Genomic DNA, 19,110 nt, shown 5'->3' on the forward strand with positions numbered 1-19,110 from the left:
AGAACGAATCAGAACATTGCTTTCAGAAGAAAAAACAGGGAAAATCTACGGAAGACGGAAGATTGACGTAGAACCAGTTTTTGGATTTCTGAAGGCTAATTTAGGTTTCACCCGATTATCTGTCCGTGGAAAAAATCGGGTGAAAAACGAGTTGGGGTTTGCGCTTATGGCGGTGAATTTAAGAAAATTCGCCGCCATAAGCGCAAAATGACCTAGCAGCAAAACAAAATAACAGAAGAAAAAGGCATCGCACATCAAAAATGATGTGCGGTGCCTTTTGAGTTGTGAATTTTAGCTAGTTATGTCCCAGCCTCTTTACACAAATACTATGATTTAGTAGGTATGTCCATTACAACGTCTTTTCCTGCTGTTGTAGTCTGAAGAGTTTTCTTAGAAATTGAACCAAGATCGTCTCCATTTGTGAGAATAATCGGTGTTATGGTGCTTTTCGCTTTTTCAGCAACCAATTCAAGATCAAAGGTAACAAGGGGGTCCCCAACATTTACTTTAGATCCTTCAGCAACATGCGTTTCAAATCCTTTTCCTTCCATCGAAACCGTCTCAAGTCCGATGTGAATTAAGATTTCCGCTCCATTTTTTGCTTTTAAACCTATTGCATGCTTCGTTGGAAAAACCTGAACGACTTCTCCATCAATTGGGGATACTACTTTGCCATCAGCGGGCTCGATCGCAATGCCGTCGCCCATCATTTTTTGAGAAAAAACAGGATCGGGAACTTCATCAAGTGTTAACAATTTCCCGTTAATCGGTGCATATACAGAAATTTCAGATGGTGCTTCTTCTTTTTTGCCAAATAATTTTTTTAACATACTAATCACTCTCCTACTCATGATATAGACAATTTAGTGTGATACAAAACATCAGAACTGTTAACTTACCTAAATAAATGATTTTAGTCAAACAATTTTGTATAAACGGCATAGCCCTCTTTTTCTAAATTTTCCTTCGGAATAAAACGCAAAGCAGCTGAATTTATGCAGTATCTTAATCCATCAGGTCCAGGACCATCATTGAATACATGCCCAAGGTGAGAATCCGAAGAACTGCCTCGCACCTCGGTCCGGATCATAAAATGACTTGTATCTTTTTTTTCAAGAATTTCCGCATCTGTTATAGGCTTCGTAAAGCTTGGCCAGCCGCACCCTGCATCGTATTTATCAGTGGAGCTGAAAAGCGGTTTGCCCGACACGATATCAACATAAATGCCGTCTTGGAATTCATCCCAGTAATCATTTTTAAATGGCGGCTCTGTGCCATTATTTTGTGTCACGTCATATTGCATTTTCGTCAATTTAGATGTGTCAAAGTCCTTAGTCATTTTCAAGACTCCTTTGATTGTATTTTTTTATAAAGCCTGCTCTGCCCGATCCCTGATGATAAGCATTGTAACGGATTGGATGTTTTTTGTAATAATCCTGATGCTCTTTCTCCGCTTCATAAAAAGGCTTCGCTTCAAAAATATCTGTTACAATAGGTGCATTGTAACGGCCGCTGTCCTCAAGCTCCTGTCTTGAATCCAGAGCGGTCTTTTTCTGCTCTTCATCATGGTAGTAAATCGCGGTTTTATATGATTCACCTCTGTCAAAGAATTGACCGCCTGCGTCCGTCGGATCGATTTGCGTCCAAAATAGTTCTACCAGTTTTTCATATGGAAAAAGCGCAGGATCGTAGATGATTTGAACAGCTTCCCGGTGACCGGTTGTTTCACTGCAGACTTCCTGATAGGTCGGATTTTCTTTCGTTCCTCCTGTGTAGCCTGATGTAATACGAATGATTCCGGGCTGTTCATCAAAAGGCTTAACCATACACCAGAAGCATCCGCCTGCGAATGTTGCTTTTTTATACTGTTGATTATCCAATTTCTTTCTCCCCCTTAACGCGGAACATAGATTGAAAATGAAATATCATTCTCTCTTAAATTAAATTGATTTGTTTTTACATTAAGACCTGCCGCTACATCAATTTCAGTTACCTGAATAATAATCTCCTGATCGTTCGGCTGAACATCGACCCATTCAGGAAATTCATAGGAGTCTTCTATAAATTTCAGCACATTTGCAACAGGCAAATCAATTGCACCAAGAGATAGACTTTCCTGAGTCAATAGCAGATTGCCATTTTCCATCGCTTGTGCATCAAATGTCATTAAAAAGTCGATTTGGGAATTAAACACCGGCAGCGAGCCCTGTAAAGCCACTAAATCATCGAGAGCAACGGAGAAGTCAATCTGCCCGTTTAATTCTTCTTCAAGAAAACGATTAGCAACAATCGTCAAATCCTCTTTGGTGGTTGTTACATTAAACTCAGCCTGAGATTCAGGCGGGAGAGCAGGAGCCGCATCAGCCGGCGGTTTTTGCTCCACCGGCTGAAAAAGCAGGTAAAAAATATAAATTAAAACAAGTAAAACAACCGCTGCTAAAAGTAAAAAAGACACTTTCCATTTATTTTTCATACCATCCCACTTTCTACTCTTCTGCTTGTAATAAGATTCCAGTCAATTCCTCTTCAATGCGTTCGGCAATCAGTGAGTAACCGATATCATTGGGATGAAAATAATCGGTATGCAGTAAATTCTCCTGTGAAGAGGCAAACAGATCCGAAACTTCCACAAAGGAAGTATTATCCCATTGACCGGCGATCGCTTCAGCTGAGTTGTTCCATTCCTCTACTATCAGTTCCATCTCTTGTATATCTGCAGAAAGAACGAAAAAGGGGTTATATATTCCCATTAGAACAATAGATGCGTCAGGATTTACAGATCTTACCTCACTGAATATATTTGTTAATCTATCCTCATATTGGATGAGAGCCGAAGAAAAGTCATCGTAAGACAAAGAAGGAAAATTTGATCTGAAAACTTTCATTACATCGTTGCCGCCAATTGTCACGATCACTGAGTCTGCTTCCATAATAGAAGTTCGAATAGCCTCTTCTTCTTTCAACCGCTTTAACAATTGGTCTGACCGATTCCCTTTTTTGCCAAAATTTAAAATTTCAACATCGCTGAATTCATCTTGCATTTCCATGTTTTTTTCCAATATGGGAACGTACCCGCCTAAACCTGTACTGTCCCCAACTCCTTCTGTGAGGGAGTCGCCTACGGATACTACACTCACCTCTTTAGGAATAAATGACGAATCAGGCAATGGTTTATTTTCCATGGAGAAACTTCGATCCGCCTGTTCAGTTGAACTGCTGCCGACACAGGAGGCCAGGAAAATAGAAGACACAGCAACGGCGCCAAACCTGACTGATTTTTTCATCAATTTTCCCACCTTCTTTCACTTCCTATACCCTTATTATATCACTTGCAGTCCATGATAAACATGAAAGCGAAGCCAGTCTGCTTCAGTATTAAAACAGCGACTTCAGAGACTAAAATAAAGAGAAGCCCTCCGCTGGGAAACGGAAGGCGAATCATTTATTCAGCCTGATACATAAATCCAATTGCGCCCTCGCCTGTATGAGTGGAAATGATCGGTGTCGTTTCTTCAATCGAGACATCTTCAAATCCGCACTCCGCTGCTATTTTTTCTTTTAATGATTGAGCAAGCATTAATCCGTTGGCGTGAACGATGCCCACCGCTTTAATTGTTTTGCCTTCAACATCTTTCTTAAATTCATTGGCCAGGTATTTGACAACCTGCGAATGGCTTCTGGCCTTGGACACCGGCGTGTATTCTCCATTGGCTAAGGATGCAATCGGCTTTATATTCAGCAATGAACCAATCATTGCCCGTCCTTTTCCTATTCTGCCGCCTTTAACCAGATTCTCAAGCGTATCAACCACCACAAATAAGTGGGTGGAATCTCTAATTTGAGACACTCTGTCCATTATTTCACTTTTTGAAGCGCCTTCCTGGGCCATTTTTGCGGCTTCTACAACCTGAAATGAAAGTGCTTTTGAGATAAACCTTGAATCTACCACGGAGACGTCCGCTTCTGTTAAATCTTTTGCTGTAAGCGCTGATCTTACCGTTCCGCTCATGTTTCCTGTCATGTGAATGGAGATAATACTGCTTCCATCCGAACCTAATTCATCATACATTTCTTTAAAAGCACCAGCAGACGGCTGGGAACTTTTAGGGAGTTCCTTCGATACTCTCATCTTGCTTAAAAATTCCTGAGGGGTTATTTCTACCCGATCCACATAAGACCTGCCATCAATCGACAGTGTTAAAGGAACAATTGTAATATTATACTTTTTCACTATTTCTTCTTTAAGATCTACGGTTGAATCTGTAACAATTTTCACTTTGTTCATTCTACACACATCCTATTCATCCATTTCCTGTTCCTCATTATACAATAACTTAAAGGACAATTTACAGGAAGAACAGTTATGAGTAAAAAAGTTATGACAAGTGTCATATAAGTGTCATGAAGCCGAACAGCCCCAGCGGCTAAAGAAGTTTCACCGCTCCTATGAAAGCGCTCTATCAACATGGCACGTGCTGATTGAATTGCATAAAGCTAGTTGACCCGATAAAATTAAGAGTAACTTGAAACATGAGTTCGCGAAATGATACCAGGGAGATGAATATATGGATACGTTTGACTATAAAGACTCGAAAGAAGAGCTGGCGAATGCGATCACGCATGGAATTGGATTGCTGCTGAGTATTCCGGCTCTCGTTTTTTTAATTCTTTTTGCTATAGAAAAAGGAACGGCATGGCATATTGTGAGCTTTTCCATATTTGGCGCTTCAATGATTATCCTTTTCCTGTTTTCTACATTGCTGCATAGTGTAAAAGAGGGGAAACTAAAAAAACTTTTTGCTATTTTGGATCATTCTGCAGTGTATCTCCTGATTGCGGGCACCTATACACCCTTTATGCTTGTGTCGTTAAGAGACCCCCTCGGCTGGACGATCTTTGGAATCGTGTGGGGGCTGGCGGCAGCGGGTATTGTTTTCAAATGTTATTTTGTAGACAGATATCAGATCATTGCCACATTATTTTATATTCTAATGGGGTGGCTGATTATGATTGCCATCGTTCCATTGTACCATCAGCTGACATTTTCAGGCTTTGCCCTGTTATTTGCGGGCGGACTGTTTTATTCAATCGGAGCCATCTTTTATATATGGAGAAAGCTTCCTTATAACCACGCGATTTGGCATTTGTTTGTTATTGCAGGAAGTGCATTTATGTATTTTTGTGTGATTTTATACGTATAAACTAGGCTGAGACAAAACTATAAAGAATTTAGAAATGAAGAAGATTTTATGAATAGTAAGGGGATAACAGAGCGGAAGGTGGAGACTGAGACTATACAGGACAAGAGCCTGGAGAGGTTCAAGCAACCGTCCCTGCCGAAAGCGTCTGCCTAAAGCGCCGCAAACCGGTCAAAGAGCTTGAGACACTTTTGTCTCAAGCTCTTTTTTTATGAACACGGTCATAAATTTTAAACGTATAATCATAGGGATTTTTTTCATCCTTTACTCCAGGTACCGAGGAAACTTCTTCCCACTCGTTTGAAGAATAATCTGGAAACGTTGTATCCCCTTCAGTTTCAAGATCAATAACTGTAATGTATAATCTGTCTGCAAAATCGATTGTACTTTTATAAACAAAGCCCCCTCCGATGATAAAAGTTTCTCCCTCTTCTTTCCGGAGCAGTTCCAGTCCTTCCTCGATGGAATGAACAGTAATAGCTCCTTCATGGGACCACTCTTTATTTTCCGTTACAACAATATTCGTTCTGTTTTTTAAAGGACCATTCATGGATTCAAATGTTTTTCTGCCCATTAACAGCGTCTTGCCTGTCGTCTGTTGTTTAAAGTAAGCCAGGTCATTTGGAAGATGCCAGGGCATATCCATTTCATGGCCGATGATCCGGTTGTTTGCATGTGCGGCGATAATAGAAATCATTGGATGTCTCTCCTTTATACTGCCACTGGAGCTTTAATGGCGGGGTGCGGCTCGTACCCGTTTAATTTAATGTCATCCGGCTCCAGTGAAAATAGATTTTTATCCATATTAAACTCAAGCTGTGGAAGATCTTTAGGACTTCTGCTTAACTGTTCTTTTACCTGTTCGATGTGATTGGAATAAATATGAGCATCCCCAATCGTGTGAACAAATGTACCAGGCTCTAAACCGCATTCATTTGCAATAAGACAGGTCAATAAAGAATAGCTTGCAATATTAAAGGGGACCCCTAAAAATAAATCACCGCTTCGCTGATAAAGCTGGCATGACAGCTTCCCATCTGCTACATAAAACTGAAAAAGAGTGTGGCACGGCGGAAGCGCCATCATAGGAATATCTTCAGGATTCCAGGCAGTCACGATATGCCTTCTTGAATCCGGATTATGTTTAATTGAGTGAATGACCTCTTTTATTTGATCAATTGTTTCACCTGTCGACTTTTTCCACTCCCGCCACTGCTTGCCATAAACACTTCCAAGGTCCCCGTGTTTCTCAGCGAACTCAACATCCCCCATTATGGCGTTTGTAAAGAAATTCATTTGTTCTTCATATTGGACTTTAAACGACTCATCCTGATGAATCCGCAGGCCAAAATTCGTCATATCAGGTCCACTGTATTCACTGCTCTCCACCCATTTTTTAAATGCCCATTCATCCCAAATATGATTTTTATGCTTTAGCAGGTATCGAATATTTGTGTCCCCTTTTAAAAACCAAAGAAGCTCACTTTTAATTAAACCGAATGGGACCTTTTTTGTGGTGACCATCGGGAAGCCTTCAGACAGGTCAAACTTCATCTGATGACCAAAGGAACTGATCGTGCCTGTGCCCGTTCGATCATTCTTTACTGTCCCGTTTTCTAAAACATTATGTAATAAATCTAAATATTGACGCATGTGAAGACCTCCTGACATTCTTATCAACGTAAGTATAAAGAAAAAATAAACAGATATCAAAGCAGAAATTGCAACTGTCCTTTTATAAATAGAAAAAGCCCAAACGAAATCAATTGATTTACGTCCGGGCAGCCTGTCCAGCAAGTTTTAGTGCAATCGTTTTGATCCAAATTTGGGCGGAGTATCTTTTCCCCAATAAATAGATGAAATCATGTTATGAGATTCAAAATGATCTTTCTGGGTATGATAATGGAAATTAAACGTAAACCCTTCTAGAGGAGGCTGATCTCTTCTGACATGAAAGCATAAAACGTCTTCCTTTGTTTGTTCATCCATGATATGAAAAATCCGCTCACCGTCCCCTTTTCCTATAGCGGGGGAAATGATTAAATGGTGATATTCGGATGGTGGATATTCTTGTACTAGAGAAGAAATTACTTTTTCCATTTCAGGAAGCACCTGGCTTTGAAATTCTCTCTCAATCCTGGGCATAACGCGCTGACCCAATTTTTCACTTGTTATTTTTTGAGCATCATCCATTAAATTTTCAATGAGTTCTTCCTTGGAGGCAACGGTAATGACTGTTTCTGTAACAACCGTATCAGATTCCATAGAAGAAAATGTTTTTGGGGATTGACTGTCATTTTTAGGCTGGTCAGCAAGCAGATCCTGTGGCGTAACCATGCCAAAAGTAAGAATTGAAATAAGTACAACGAGCGATTTTTTTAACCAGTTCGGCATTATTAGCAAATCCCTTCTTGTCTCTTTACTCATAAATACATTATACTTGATTACGAAGAGATCCGCTAAAGGTTTCATTAATTCTTAATTTTCGTTATGAAATTGACTTATTGCTAAATGGTAGGGAGGGAACACCATGGAAAGTATATTGATTGGCACTGGGTTCTTGTTAATGCTTGCATATTTTGTTTATTTGCAATTTGCTGAGTAACGTTTAATAAACCCAATCAATTCGACATTATAGCATGTTTAAGACCATTTGAGCATTACGCATGCACAAATGGTCTTTTAACTGCCTCAATATTTCTTTCATTCTAGATTAATAACTCCGTACTGCTGTTTAGAAGAGGGTCTTACTTGAACCTTGAAGCCGAACGTCTCAAATCGAGGTGATGAATAATGGTCCTTAAACACGACTCTTTTTTTCGCCGCTCTTTTCGCTTCTTCAACAGACTCGTGTAACGACTCCTCATCATACTCTGCGTAGCGCCTTAATGGTTCTATACCGGATGACTCTGAAATGGAAGAAGAAAACATAGGATCAAAATAAATCACATCAACTGACCGGTCTTCAAGCGTTTTTAAATAACTTACATGATCGGCTATGTGAACTTTAATTCTCTTCATTGATCTTTCTAGCTGAGGATTCGTTGTACGCCAATGTGTAAGACCTTGCTGAACTAGATATCCTATCACTGGATTTTTTTCGACTCCGGTAACACTGCCTTCCTCTCCGACAATGTAGGATGCCACTATAGAGTCCGCTCCAAGACCAAGTGTACAGTCTAAAAATGAATTTCCTTTTTGCAGTCCTGCAGCATTGATTAACGGATCGTTTTCACCATTCATTAACCGCTTCAAACGAAAAGCGCTTGAATTTGGATGAAAGAAAAATGGTTCATTCCCCTCTTCGTAATACTCAAATCGTCCGCTGCCAATAACAAGTACAGGCTTGCCATAGGTCTCGATTAACCAGGATATTGATTTCTTATTTCGTTCTTTGTACTCTGCACCTAACTTTTTTGCTGCTTCTTCAGCCATCATCGTTTGGCTGTGACCCGCATTTCCTGCAGCAGTGACAATCATATTGTGCACCTTCTTTTATCTGCTTAAAAAAGGCACCCATAAGGCACCTTTTTTACTTCTATTTTCATTCACTATATAACATCATCAGCCTTAATTAATGAGAGCTTAGCAATGAAGATCCATTGCCCCTTTTAAGTTCGCTACAATATCTTCAACCGCATGATCTTCAATTTCTTCTCTTGGAATAAAATGCACTACTTTTTGATCTTTCAGCAGTGCAATGGATGGTGAAGAAGCTTCGAAATCAGTCATGTAGCTTCGCATCTTTTGAGTCGCTTCTTTATCCTGGCCGGCAAAAACCGTGACCAGATGATCCGGCTCTTTTTCATGGGTAATGAGCGCCTGAGTAACAGCAGGTCTCGCAAGGCCCGCTGCACAGCCGCATACAGAGTTAATTACGACAAGAGATGTTCCCGAGACGTCCTGCATGAAAGATTGGACCTCTTCTTCATTTGTAAGCTCTTTAAAGCCCGCCTGAGTCAATTCCTGGCGCATAGGCTTTACCAGCTGTTTCATATATTCTTCGTATGCCATAGACATGTACGATTCCTCCTATAATCCTTGTTGTCTTGCAGCTGTCATTTGCTTCCAGACAGACCCTTTTGCTTCTTCTCCGCCTTCAATCCGTTCGATCGCCATGAGCACCTGAAGTTTTACTTCAAATTCAGGATCATCCTTCGCTTCTTTAAGTGCAGGGAGTGAATTCATTGTTCCTGCTTCATATAAGAACATAGCGGCCCTCCAGCGTACAAGTTTGTTTTTATCCCTTAGCGCTTCCATCATCGCTTCTTCAGCTTCAGGAAAGCCAAGATCTGATAAACAGTCCCCTGCAGTTCGTCTTACCGTAACAGTCCGGTCTGATAATGCTTTGTAGAGTGAAGGAAGCACACGTTCGTCTTCAATCATTCCTAAATAAACAACGGCAAGCCTTCTTACGGAAGGTTTCTCATCTTCGAGCGCCGTGTTAAGCAATGGCAGATCTTCAAGAGTAGGCTCAGGCATCTGCTCAAGAAGCTGATACCTTTCCTGCCAGCTGTTTGCAGAACGGTACATATCAACAGTTACAGGCTTTAACTCTCTTCTAACTTTCTCTTCCCTGACATCAGCTTCTTTTGCAGCAGCAACGATTCCCTGTACCCTGCTTGAAGGATACGAGGCTAACAATTCATCCATTACTTCCTTTGCAATCTGATCAAAGTCTCCATACCGGACACCATATTCCTTCCATTTCCGAAGAAGGACCACATTTTCCCCTTCAAGCTGGGCGTCTGCCATAGCAGTCGTAAAATATTCAGGCATTGCATACCGTTTTTCTTCACTGCCATCCAGCAGCTTAATTTGAATGGGGATTCCCTTAAATTGCAATACTTGAACCTGCACTTCACCAAAATGCTCATTGACTTTTGCTTCATTTTCTTGCTCCTCACGCACTTCACCGAAAACTTCACGCACTTTTGGCAAAATTTCCTGCCAGTCCATTTTCGGATGACGCTCTACAGCAAGAAAATCTGCTACATGATAAATTCCCTTCACACCATCAATGAGCAGCAAATTTTTAATTTTTTCAGGAGCACTTTCTGCTTCGTCTTTTTTGTAATTATTGCTTTTTCCTCCAGCCAGCGCTTCATCTACAATAACTTTCATTGTGTTTGGGCTTGGAGTAGGCTCTATTGAAACGATTTTCATACAACCTCTCCTTTCATGGATCTTTTTTGTTAGTGTAACATACTCAATTCTTTCTTTCGAAAACATCGCCTCATTCTGCAAACTCAGACAAGTAGTCCCAGCGTTCGATCAGCTGTTCAAGCTCCTCATTTGCTTTCTGCTGTTCTGACATAATGCGTTCTGCTTTATCAAAATCACTGCCGATGGTCTGCATCTCCTGATCAAGCAGTGCTATCTTTTCTTCTGCCTGAGCAATTTTATTTTCTATCTCTTCCCATTCTTTTTTTTCAAGGTAAGAGAGCTTTTTCTTTTTTTGAGGCTCTTTTACTTCTGTTTTTAGAGGTTCCGCTTTTAATTTTATGTTTTCCATTTCCCGTTGTAGATAAGAAGAATAATCCATCTGAACAATCTCCACTTTACTGTCTGCTTTAAGCACGAGTAAATGTTCAGCTACTTTGTCCAGAAAATACCGGTCATGGGATACAGTGATGACTGCCCCCTGGAACTCTTCAATAAATTGCTCTAAAACAGTCAGGGTCTCTGTATCCAGATCGTTGGTTGGTTCATCGAGCAGCAGCACATTAGGCCGGTCCATTAACAGCCGAAGAAGATACAATCTCCTTTTTTCGCCGCCTGACAGTTTATAGATCGGAGTTCCATGAGTAGAAAGAGGAAACAAAAAGCGCTCCAGCATTTGAGCAGCTGACGCACTGCCTTCTTCTGTTTGAATTACTTCTGCGCCTTCCCGTATATACTCGATCATTCTTTGACTGCCATCCATACCTATGATTTCCTGAGAGAAATAAGCCAGCTTGACTGTTTGACCAATCTCCACTGTCCCCTCGTCAGGCTCAAGCCTTTTAGCAATAATATTCAGTAATGTAGACTTTCCTGTTCCGTTCTTACCGATAATTCCGATTCTTGAGGTTCTTTGTACAAGTAAATTTACTTCCTGAAATAAGGTTTTTTCTTTAAATCCCTTTGAAATGTTCTGCAATTCTATGACACTTTTCCCTAATCTGCTTGAAGTCATTCCCAGGGATAATTGGTCCTTATTTGTGTTGCTTCCAACTTCCTGCTCAATGTTTTCAAATCGCTGTATTCTGGCTTTTTGCTTCGTGGTCCTTGCTTTAGCCCCTTTTCTCATCCAAGCCAGTTCATTGCGGTATAAGCTCTTCATTTTCTGCATAGACTGCTGTTCTTCTTCCTCTCTCAGCGCCTTTGCTTCGATAAAGGATTGATAATTTCCTTTATATGAAAAAGCTCTTCCCTGATCTATTTCAATCATTCTTGTGGAGACCTGATCCAGAAAATACCGGTCATGTGAAACGATAATGACTGAACCGGAGTATTTTCGTAAAAATTCCTCCAGCCAGATAATCGCCTCATAATCAAGATGGTTCGTCGGTTCATCCAGGAGCAGCAGATCAGGTGTTTCAATTAGTACTTTAGCAAGCGCCACTCTCTTTTTCTGGCCGCCCGATAAAGTACCTACAACTGCACCTATATCCTGAACACCTAATTTTGAAAGAATGATTTTAGCCTGTGAATTTGCATCCCAGGCATCTGCTTTATCCATGCCCTCCTGTGCCTTTAATACACGCTGCTGCAGTTCATCTGATTGAGGATTCTTTTCATACTCGTCCATTATTTCTTCGTATTCTCTCATTTGCTGAATGACAGGCGCATTGCTTTCGAAAACAGCATTCAAAACAGTAAGCTCTTCTGCTAAATCCGGTTCCTGCGGTAAATACTGGATGCGGTAATCATTGGGGTGCTTAAATGATCCGCTGTCTGCACCGTCAATGCCGGCGATTAGGTGCATTAAACTGGATTTACCTGTACCATTAATGCCTATTAGACCGATCTTTTCATTTTCTGACACTACAAATGACAGATCGCGAAATAACGTTTTCTCTCCATATGTTTTTTCAATGTTTTCCGCTGTCAGCTGTTTCATGCGGATCCCCCCATTCTTTTAAAAATTGTTTAACAAACTCTTCCATATATTTATGTCGATGATTGGCTGCTTTTTTTCCAGAATCAGTCAGCATCAGATCTTTTAATTTCAGTAATTTCTCGTAAAAATGATTGATGACCGTCGATTCTTCTGTTCGGTACGCTTCTTTCGTTAATTCATGTCTAACCTGGATGCTCTCATCATAAAATTTTGAACCGATCGCACCGCCATACGTAAATGCCCTTGCAATTCCGATTGCTCCCATCGCGTCAAGACGGTCAGCATCGCGTACAATGGCGGCTTCTATTGGAATCTGTTTCTGCGTACACCCTCCACTATAGGAAATGCAATGAATAGCCTCAAGGATAAATGTTTGATATTCATCATCCAATTGTATTTCCTGCAAAACAGTCTGAAGCGCGCGGTGAGCCTCTTCTTCAGAAGAGTATAGCTTGTCATCTCCTGCGTCATGTAAAAGAGCAATTAAGTCCACTGCCAGTTCATCAGAGCACCCTTCTTCTTTACATAGAAAAAGAGCCGTCCTCCTGACACGCTGGATATGATCCCAGTCATGTCCGGAGTGATCGCGCTCAAAAAAGGACCGGATACAGTTTTCCGCAGCAGCTATATGTTCAGGCAATAGTTTCATCGCTTTTTCCCTGTGCTGAGCAAGTCAGTCGTTTCTATGGTATAATACACCATTTCCTCGACATCTCTCAGCATGTCCTCTGTAATCGTCCTGTCGAACTCTATTGTCATTTCACATACCGGGTCCCTTCGATTAGAAGAAATCGTCCTAAGCTCACAGCATCTTTCCTGCCCCCATTGCCCCTTAAATATTTCCAGTTCCTGCTGACTCCATGATGCTCCCTTTTTACGATAAGTAATGGAAATCACCGCCCCTGCAAATCTTTCATGATCTCCATGATCACCAGGCAGCAGCTCAACTGCTAATTTCTTTAAATCAGCTTTTAAGCTCATTTCAGCCTCTATTGAATTTTCAATGGAATGAAATGTTATCGTATACGACCTGTTAAGTGAAGCTATATCAATTAAGTCAGCACGATTCGTGATCGTAATCGTTCCATCAAGATCACGGTCATAAATCGTGCCTTCCAATACGGTTTTTAAATTATCAAATGCGGTCGGATCAAACAACCGGAACACCTTCTTTTAATTGATTTGTTCCATCTTACCATATGAATGTTCACCCGCACTTTTTTATGTGTTTAAAAGAGTCCTTCTGCCCTGCCATCTTTGTCAACATCCATGTTTAGTGCGGCAGGTTCTTTCGGAAGGCCAGGCATCGTCATAACATTGCCTGTAAGAGCAACAATAAAACCTGCACCGATTTTGGGAATCAGATCCCGGATCGCAATGGTGAAATCGTCAGGTCTTCCGAGTTTAGCTGCATCGTCTGAAAGAGAATACTGCGTCTTAGCCATACATACCGGCAGCGACCCCCAGCCAAATTTCTCGAATTGCTGGATTTGCTTTTCTGCTTTTGAAGAAAAAACAACTCCTTTTGCTCCGTAAACATTAACGGCAATTTTATTCATTTTTTCTTTAAGGGAATCACTTAAAGAATAAAGGGGGGTAAAGGACTGGCTGGATTCCATCGCTTTTAAAACTTCTCCAGCAAGCTCCTTCCCTCCTTCGCTTCCTTTTGCCCACACTTCAGTTAATCCGTACGGAACTTGATGCATATTACACCAGTTAGAAAGAAGTTCAATTTCATCTGCTGTGTCTGTGTGGAAGCGGTTGATGGCAACTACAAAAGGCAAATTAAATGATTGAATGGTTTCAATATGCTTTTTTAAGTTCGCCAGCCCATCTTCAAGAGCTTGAGTATTTTCAGCTGTCAGATTCTTTTTTTCCATTCCACCATGCATTTTTAATGCACGAATTGTTGCGACAATGACGACCGCATCCGGGTTTTTATCAATTGCTCTGGTTTTTATGTTAAGAAATTTTTCCGCTCCCAAATCCGCTCCAAAACCTGCTTCTGTCACCACATAATCAGCTAGCTTAAGTGCCGTTTTTGTTGCCATCACGGAGTTGCAGCCATGAGCGATATTTGCAAACGGCCCGCCATGAACAAGTGCAGGTGTCTGCTCTATTGTTTGGACAAGATTCGGCTTTAACGCATCCTTTAACAGAAGTGTCAATGCACCTTCCACACGGAGTTTCCCTACTGTTACAGGCTCTTTGTCATAGGTGTAGCCCACGACGATTAAGGAAAGTCTTTTTTTAAGATCCTCCAGATCAGCCGCTAAACAGAGGATGGCCATAATTTCTGAAGCAACCGTTATATCAAAGCCATCTTCTCTTGGCACACCCTGTACGGCGCCTCCAAGACCCACTATGATATTTCTAAGTGCCCGGTCATTAATATCCATAACACGTTTCCAGATCACTCTTCTTGGATCTATGTTCAACTCATTTCCCTGGTGAATATGATTGTCTATAAAAGCAGCAAGAGCATTATTGGCAGAGGTAATGGCATGAATGTCGCCAGTAAAATGAAGATTAATATCTTCCATCGGCAGAACCTGGGCATAGCCTCCGCCAGTAGCCCCTCCTTTAACTCCCATGACCGGGCCCAACGAAGGCTCCCGCATCGCAATCATTGTGTTTTTGCCAAGTTTTTTTAACGCATCTCCAAGACCGACTGTTACAGTAGACTTTCCTTCTCCGGCAGGGGTCGGATTAATGGAAGTTACGAGAATTAACTTTCCATCTTTTGCTGTTTGAACACGCTGTATTGCATTAAAGCCGATTTTAGCTTTGAATTTTCCATATAACTCAAGATCTTCATCGCTTAAGCCAATTTGATTTGCAACGTGAACAATCTGCTGCATCTTAGAACGCTGGGCAATTTCAATATCAGACGGGACTGTTTTATTTATTGTCATGGTAACCCTCCATCATCTATGTACTTTTATCATCATATCACGAATAGAAATGGCACTGTTTCAACTAGCTGCTATACACTTAATTTTTTCTGTCTTTTTAAGCTATGCTTTTTTAAGACCGTACGCAACGGCAGCTTTCAATTCTATTTTTGTTTTTCATAAATAAAAAGAGTAAAAAACGTTAAACTCTGTTTTAATTGCTTGGACAAACCGTCTTTATTTAAATGAATGGCTTCATTTTTGTAAACGTAAACTTCATCCAGATAGGTCCAGTTCAGTTGAGCAGCAAGTCCTTGAAATTCCCAGGGCATCATCGTGTTACAAATAGAATGGCCATCAATCAGCCGATTAAAACTGTTTGCACGAGGTCCTGCTGTCGGTCCTAAAATGGCGACAAAAATTTTGCCGTTTTCAGAAAGAAGTGAATGGATTGTTTTTAACGCTTCATACGGGTTTTCCATCCATTCCAATGAATTTATACACATGGCGCTGTCAAAAGAACCTTTTTCAAAATCAATATCTTCAACCCCGCCTTCCAAATATCGAACTTTTGCCAGTGAATTTTGACGTTTTGCGTATTGAATCATTTCTCTTGAAAGATCAATGCCGGTCACCTCATATCCACTTTCGCCCATTAGCCGGGAACCAACGCCATCACCACACCCGATATCCAGAATTGATGATCCTTGAGACAGAAACGCTTTAACTGCAGGAAGAACAGTTTTTCTGCTGCCCTGAGTCCACATCGTGAAGGATTTTTTGTGCCACTCCTCCGCTTTTTCATCCCATTGAACCCGCGAATGCTCTTTCCAGCGTTTAGACATCTCTATCACTCCTTTTAAAAAAATGTTAAAAAACCTCCCGGGTCTGGGAGGCTCAGTTAAAGGTCTTCTTTTTCCTGAAGACTTCTTAATTCTTCAATCAGTTCAGGGCGGTTTTCAAACATCTGCACTAAATCACCGATTCTGTCTATTGAATTCCAGCTCAGGTGATGTTCAATTCCTTCTACGTCAATGTAGATATTTTCATCCTTCACTCCGATGATCTGCAAGAATTGTTCAAGAAGCTCGTGTCTGTAAACAAGGCGCTTGCCAATTTTTGTTCCTTTTTTAGTCAAGACCAAGCCTCTGTATTTTTCATAAACTAAATATTCGTCTTTATCCAGTTTTTGTACCATTTTGGTAACCGAGGAAGGATGGACAGATAATGCATCAGCTATATCTGAAACGCGGGCATATCCCTTGTTATCAATTAATAAATAAATTTGTTCAATATAATCCTCCATGCTTGGCGTTGGCATGTGGGGTTCCTCCTCATTCATCTCCAGCAAAAAAAGACGTGATCATTAAAAAGTTTACTATAAGGGAGGTGTGGACACAACTCGTTCCATTAAATTTCGCCAGGTTTATGGAACCGTTTTGCTAATTGACCGTGACGCGGACTAAATAAATAACTAAAAACAAACAGGATTCCAGTAGCAAAAGCCATTGAACCTGAAATCGATGTATTCAGCCAAATGGCAATTCCATATCCCGCACAGCTTGATGCTGCTCCAATAACAGCACTGATGATCAACATCGTCAGCAGCTTATCCGTCCATAAATTTGCCGCAGCTGCAGGTGTAATAAGCATGGCAACAACCATTATTGCCCCCACTGCATCAAAAGCCGCAACGGTTGTGACTGAAACAAGTGTCATAAATACGTAGTGCATCAGCAGTACGGGAATCCCCAAACTGGCTGCAAGAGCAGGATCAAAGGTTGTCACTTTCCACTCTTTATACAATAATGCAATCACTGCAATGACTATAATTGTAATGATCATTAACAATAGAGTCGCCTGGGGTATTTGACCGATTACAGGAAGATTAACCGTATTCCATGGGATAAAAGAGATTTCACCCATTAAGGCATGATTAACATCCAAGTGAACATTTCCTACTGAGGTTGAAATTAAAATTACACCAATTGCAAAGAGGGTTGTAAAGACAACTCCAATCGCTGCATCACTGTGTATGCCGGTTGACTCAAACCATTGAACCAGCCACGCTGTCAATAATCCTGCAAGCATTGCCCCAATCAGCATGCTTCCCCCATCGAGTGAAGAAGAAATTAAATAAGCGGAGACAATCCCTAGTAGAACCGTATGGCTGATCGCATCTGCCATCATGGCCATTTTTCTTAAAATCAGTAATACCCCGACAAGACCGCAGCTGATTCCCACAAGAGAACCTGTAAGGAGGACCCAAGCTGTATAACTCATTTTTTGCCACCTCCACTCGTCCCGTCAGACTGCATTGAAGTTTTCCTTAGATACCGTTTTAAATGGAATAACCCTTTTTCTGCTCCAAAAAACAGGGAGAGAATAAAAATTGCTGAAGATGTTACCACAATAAAAGGTCCTGTAGGAAGATTGCTTTCAGCTGAGCTGATAAGCGTTCCCGCCGCTCCTGCAAATCCACCGAAAAAGCCTGCAAGTAAAAACAGGATAAGCAGTGAATGCGTCCAGTACCTTGCACTCAAAGCGGGGATGATTAAAAGGGCAGCCATAAGAATAACTCCCACTGCCTGAATGCCGATTACAATAACAAGAACAAGTAAAAATGTATATAAGCTTGAAAATAGATGAGCATTAATTCCCATCATATTGGCATGCTGTGGATCAAACAGGACGACTTTCCACTGTTTAAAAAATATAAAGATTAAAAGCATGACCAGGAGCGCAAGACCGCCCATCACATAGGTATCCAATCTTACCATTGAAGCAGCCTGCCCGAAAATAAAGCTGTCAAGTCCGCTTTGCCCCCCGCCCGTCCGGTTGGCAATGGAGAGAAGCATAATGCCTCCACCAAAAAATACGGACAGGATAATCCCCATTGCAGCATCTCGTTTAATTCGTGTGCTTTGTTCAATGCCATATATAAAAAAAGCAGCGACCAATCCGCTTATTCCTGCCCCAATAATCAGCACAGGAAGCTGTTTTTCACCCGTAAGCAAAAAAGCCAGTATTACACCAGGAAGAGCTGCATGAGAAATCGCATCACTCATCAAACCCTGCTGCCGCAAGTTGGACATGACCCCGACCATACCCGCCGCCATCCCCAGCAGAATGGTGGAGAAAAACACCCATTGAAAATTACTGCTTTCAAAAAGACTCAGCAATCTGATCACTTCCCATCCAATGGATTTCTCCTCCATACGTTTTTTTCAAAGATGTTCTTGTAAACGTTTCTTCCGTTGGACCATAGGCAATCAACTGTTTATTTAACAGGAGAACATGATCAAAATAGGCAGGCACAGTCTGGAGGTCATGATGGACAACCAGCACCGTTTTGCCTTTGCTTTTGAGTTCCTTTAAAACTGAAATGATGGTTTTTTCTGTTTTTGCATCGACCCCCGCAAAAGGTTCATCCATGAAATACAGATCTGCATCCTGAACAAGCGCTCTTGCTAAAAAAACTCTTTGCTGCTGACCGCCTGACAGCTGACTGATCTGCCTGTTGGCATACTCAGCCATGTTCACTTTTTCAAGGGCTTCAATTGCAAGCTTTCGATGTTTTTTTCCTGGATACTGAAACCATCCTATCTGCCCGTACAGCCCCATCGTAACCACATCGAGAACATTTGTTGGAAAATCCCAGTCTACCGCTCCGCGCTGAGGAACGTAGCCAAGACGATTTGTTAATTTTTTTTCTTTGCCATTAAAAAATTCTATAGAGCCGGTCATTCGGGGCTGCAGCCCAAGAATCGCTTTTATCATGGTAGACTTGCCTGCACCATTGGGCCCCACAACTCCAGTAAGTGTTCCTTCTTCTATCGAAAAGGTGAGTGAGTCCAGTACAACTTTTTTTTGATAAGCAGATGATAGATTTTTAACAGAAAGTGCAGTCACT

At 41.2% G+C, this 19,110-nt stretch carries 23 protein-coding genes; 2 read left to right on the forward strand and 21 right to left on the reverse strand.

The window, feature by feature from the left end; translation table 11 throughout:
* On the forward strand, window positions 1–211 hold a 211-nt coding region (locus tag ACQCT8_RS12635; RefSeq protein ID WP_426871643.1), incomplete at its 5' end, for a transposase.
* Window positions 212–326: 115 nt separating this feature from the next.
* On the opposite strand, the gene ACQCT8_RS12640 is transcribed toward ACQCT8_RS12635, so the two are convergent.
* The 6 genes from ACQCT8_RS12640 to ACQCT8_RS12665 form a co-directional block, all read right to left on the reverse strand.
* Window positions 327–830, reverse strand: a complete 504-nt coding sequence (locus ACQCT8_RS12640; protein WP_278239269.1) for a PTS sugar transporter subunit IIA — start codon at window positions 828–830, stop codon at window positions 327–329.
* Between the two features lie 83 nt (window positions 831–913).
* Window positions 914–1,339 (reverse strand): peptide-methionine (R)-S-oxide reductase MsrB, encoded by a 426-nt coding sequence (msrB, locus tag ACQCT8_RS12645; protein ID WP_426871645.1) that lies wholly within the window; start codon window positions 1,337–1,339, stop codon window positions 914–916.
* Window positions 1,332–1,880 (reverse strand): peptide-methionine (S)-S-oxide reductase MsrA, encoded by a 549-nt coding sequence (gene msrA / locus ACQCT8_RS12650; RefSeq protein WP_426871647.1) that lies wholly within the window; start codon window positions 1,878–1,880, stop codon window positions 1,332–1,334. The genes msrB and msrA overlap by 8 nt, the downstream gene beginning before the upstream one ends.
* Before the next feature lie 14 nt (window positions 1,881–1,894).
* Window positions 1,895–2,473: a YpmS family protein gene (locus ACQCT8_RS12655; protein WP_426871649.1), complete on the reverse strand. Its 579-nt coding sequence runs from the start codon at window positions 2,471–2,473 to the stop codon at window positions 1,895–1,897.
* Window positions 2,474–2,486: 13 nt separating this feature from the next.
* Window positions 2,487–3,284 (reverse strand): SGNH/GDSL hydrolase family protein, encoded by a 798-nt coding sequence (locus ACQCT8_RS12660; RefSeq protein ID WP_426871651.1) that lies wholly within the window; start codon window positions 3,282–3,284, stop codon window positions 2,487–2,489.
* Between the two features lie 158 nt (window positions 3,285–3,442).
* Entirely contained in the window at window positions 3,443–4,285 is an 843-nt protein-coding gene (locus ACQCT8_RS12665) for a DegV family protein (protein ID WP_426871653.1), read from the reverse strand.
* Between the two features lie 280 nt (window positions 4,286–4,565).
* Between ACQCT8_RS12665 and trhA the strand changes: the two genes are divergently transcribed.
* A complete protein-coding gene (gene trhA, locus ACQCT8_RS12670; RefSeq protein WP_426871655.1) occupies window positions 4,566–5,201 on the forward strand; it encodes a PAQR family membrane homeostasis protein TrhA in 636 nt (211 codons plus the stop codon).
* A gap of 193 nt (window positions 5,202–5,394) precedes the next feature.
* Here the strand turns inward: trhA and ACQCT8_RS12675 are convergent, their stop codons facing one another.
* From ACQCT8_RS12675 to ACQCT8_RS12745, 15 genes are all read right to left on the reverse strand, one after another.
* Window positions 5,395–5,895 (reverse strand): dihydrofolate reductase, encoded by a 501-nt coding sequence (locus ACQCT8_RS12675; protein ID WP_426871657.1) that lies wholly within the window; start codon window positions 5,893–5,895, stop codon window positions 5,395–5,397.
* A 14-nt stretch (window positions 5,896–5,909) separates the two neighbouring features.
* Entirely contained in the window at window positions 5,910–6,851 is a 942-nt protein-coding gene (locus ACQCT8_RS12680) for a thymidylate synthase (RefSeq protein ID WP_426871659.1), read from the reverse strand.
* A gap of 147 nt (window positions 6,852–6,998) precedes the next feature.
* Window positions 6,999–7,592, reverse strand: a complete 594-nt coding sequence (locus ACQCT8_RS12685; protein ID WP_426871661.1) for a YpjP family protein — start codon at window positions 7,590–7,592, stop codon at window positions 6,999–7,001.
* A 309-nt stretch (window positions 7,593–7,901) separates the two neighbouring features.
* Window positions 7,902–8,678: a class I SAM-dependent methyltransferase gene (locus ACQCT8_RS12690; protein ID WP_426871663.1), complete on the reverse strand. Its 777-nt coding sequence runs from the start codon at window positions 8,676–8,678 to the stop codon at window positions 7,902–7,904.
* Window positions 8,679–8,783: 105 nt separating this feature from the next.
* Window positions 8,784–9,218 carry a BrxA/BrxB family bacilliredoxin gene (locus ACQCT8_RS12695; protein WP_426871665.1) on the reverse strand — a complete coding sequence of 145 codons (435 nt, stop codon included), beginning with the start codon at window positions 9,216–9,218 and terminating at the stop codon, window positions 8,784–8,786.
* Between the two features lie 12 nt (window positions 9,219–9,230).
* A complete protein-coding gene (locus ACQCT8_RS12700) occupies window positions 9,231–10,364 on the reverse strand; it encodes a conserved virulence factor C family protein (RefSeq protein ID WP_426871667.1) in 1,134 nt (377 codons plus the stop codon).
* Between the two features lie 70 nt (window positions 10,365–10,434).
* Window positions 10,435–12,303 (reverse strand): ABC-F family ATP-binding cassette domain-containing protein, encoded by a 1,869-nt coding sequence (locus ACQCT8_RS12705; RefSeq protein WP_426871669.1) that lies wholly within the window; start codon window positions 12,301–12,303, stop codon window positions 10,435–10,437.
* Window positions 12,275–12,952: an HD domain-containing protein gene (locus ACQCT8_RS12710; protein ID WP_426871671.1), complete on the reverse strand. Its 678-nt coding sequence runs from the start codon at window positions 12,950–12,952 to the stop codon at window positions 12,275–12,277. Before ACQCT8_RS12710 ends, ACQCT8_RS12705 begins: the two co-directional genes overlap by 29 nt.
* A complete protein-coding gene (locus tag ACQCT8_RS12715; protein ID WP_426871673.1) occupies window positions 12,949–13,461 on the reverse strand; it encodes a hypothetical protein in 513 nt (170 codons plus the stop codon). The genes ACQCT8_RS12710 and ACQCT8_RS12715 overlap by 4 nt, the downstream gene beginning before the upstream one ends.
* A 71-nt stretch (window positions 13,462–13,532) precedes the next feature.
* Window positions 13,533–15,218 carry a formate--tetrahydrofolate ligase gene (locus ACQCT8_RS12720; protein ID WP_426871675.1) on the reverse strand — a complete coding sequence of 562 codons (1,686 nt, stop codon included), beginning with the start codon at window positions 15,216–15,218 and terminating at the stop codon, window positions 13,533–13,535.
* Window positions 15,219–15,361: 143 nt separating this feature from the next.
* Window positions 15,362–16,042: a class I SAM-dependent methyltransferase gene (locus tag ACQCT8_RS12725; protein ID WP_426871677.1), complete on the reverse strand. Its 681-nt coding sequence runs from the start codon at window positions 16,040–16,042 to the stop codon at window positions 15,362–15,364.
* 56 nt (window positions 16,043–16,098) lie between these two features.
* Entirely contained in the window at window positions 16,099–16,518 is a 420-nt protein-coding gene (mntR, locus tag ACQCT8_RS12730) for a transcriptional regulator MntR (RefSeq protein WP_426871679.1), read from the reverse strand.
* Between the two features lie 89 nt (window positions 16,519–16,607).
* Entirely contained in the window at window positions 16,608–17,480 is an 873-nt protein-coding gene (locus tag ACQCT8_RS12735) for a metal ABC transporter permease (protein ID WP_426871681.1), read from the reverse strand.
* Window positions 17,477–18,379 (reverse strand): metal ABC transporter permease, encoded by a 903-nt coding sequence (locus tag ACQCT8_RS12740; RefSeq protein ID WP_426871683.1) that lies wholly within the window; start codon window positions 18,377–18,379, stop codon window positions 17,477–17,479. The genes ACQCT8_RS12735 and ACQCT8_RS12740 overlap by 4 nt, the downstream gene beginning before the upstream one ends.
* Complete coding sequence (locus ACQCT8_RS12745) at window positions 18,363–19,109, reverse strand: metal ABC transporter ATP-binding protein (protein ID WP_426871685.1); 747 nt, start codon at window positions 19,107–19,109, stop codon at window positions 18,363–18,365. The genes ACQCT8_RS12740 and ACQCT8_RS12745 overlap by 17 nt, the downstream gene beginning before the upstream one ends.
* Window position 19,110 lies beyond the last annotated feature (1 nt).

The sequence above is a fragment of the Jeotgalibacillus proteolyticus genome, from assembly GCF_050107735.1.
Lineage (GTDB): Bacteria > Bacillota > Bacilli > Bacillales > Jeotgalibacillaceae > Jeotgalibacillus > Jeotgalibacillus proteolyticus_A.

Bases quoted from the DNA above. Each gene is read 5' to 3' on its own strand.
- ACQCT8_RS12640 (WP_278239269.1), bottom strand. From the start codon at position 830: ATGTTAAAAAAATTATTTGGCAAAAAAGAAGAAGCACCATCTGAAATT.
- msrB (WP_426871645.1), bottom strand. From the start codon at position 1,339: ATGACTAAGGACTTTGACACATCTAAATTGACGAAAATGCAATATGAC.
- ACQCT8_RS12655 (WP_426871649.1), bottom strand. From the start codon at position 2,473: ATGAAAAATAAATGGAAAGTGTCTTTTTTACTTTTAGCAGCGGTTGTT.
- ACQCT8_RS12660 (WP_426871651.1), bottom strand. From the start codon at position 3,284: ATGAAAAAATCAGTCAGGTTTGGCGCCGTTGCTGTGTCTTCTATTTTC.
- ACQCT8_RS12665 (WP_426871653.1), bottom strand. From the start codon at position 4,285: ATGAACAAAGTGAAAATTGTTACAGATTCAACCGTAGATCTTAAAGAA.
- trhA (WP_426871655.1), top strand. From the start codon at position 4,566: ATGGATACGTTTGACTATAAAGACTCGAAAGAAGAGCTGGCGAATGCG.
- ACQCT8_RS12675 (WP_426871657.1), bottom strand. From the start codon at position 5,895: ATGATTTCTATTATCGCCGCACATGCAAACAACCGGATCATCGGCCAT.
- ACQCT8_RS12680 (WP_426871659.1), bottom strand. From the start codon at position 6,851: ATGCGTCAATATTTAGATTTATTACATAATGTTTTAGAAAACGGGACA.
- ACQCT8_RS12685 (WP_426871661.1), bottom strand. From the start codon at position 7,592: ATGCCGAACTGGTTAAAAAAATCGCTCGTTGTACTTATTTCAATTCTT.
- ACQCT8_RS12690 (WP_426871663.1), bottom strand. From the start codon at position 8,678: ATGATTGTCACTGCTGCAGGAAATGCGGGTCACAGCCAAACGATGATG.
- ACQCT8_RS12695 (WP_426871665.1), bottom strand. From the start codon at position 9,218: ATGTCTATGGCATACGAAGAATATATGAAACAGCTGGTAAAGCCTATG.
- ACQCT8_RS12700 (WP_426871667.1), bottom strand. From the start codon at position 10,364: ATGAAAATCGTTTCAATAGAGCCTACTCCAAGCCCAAACACAATGAAA.
- ACQCT8_RS12705 (WP_426871669.1), bottom strand. From the start codon at position 12,303: ATGAAACAGCTGACAGCGGAAAACATTGAAAAAACATATGGAGAGAAA.
- ACQCT8_RS12710 (WP_426871671.1), bottom strand. From the start codon at position 12,952: ATGAAACTATTGCCTGAACATATAGCTGCTGCGGAAAACTGTATCCGG.
- ACQCT8_RS12720 (WP_426871675.1), bottom strand. From the start codon at position 15,218: ATGACAATAAATAAAACAGTCCCGTCTGATATTGAAATTGCCCAGCGT.
- ACQCT8_RS12725 (WP_426871677.1), bottom strand. From the start codon at position 16,042: ATGTCTAAACGCTGGAAAGAGCATTCGCGGGTTCAATGGGATGAAAAA.
- mntR (WP_426871679.1), bottom strand. From the start codon at position 16,518: ATGCCAACGCCAAGCATGGAGGATTATATTGAACAAATTTATTTATTA.
- ACQCT8_RS12735 (WP_426871681.1), bottom strand. From the start codon at position 17,480: ATGAGTTATACAGCTTGGGTCCTCCTTACAGGTTCTCTTGTGGGAATC.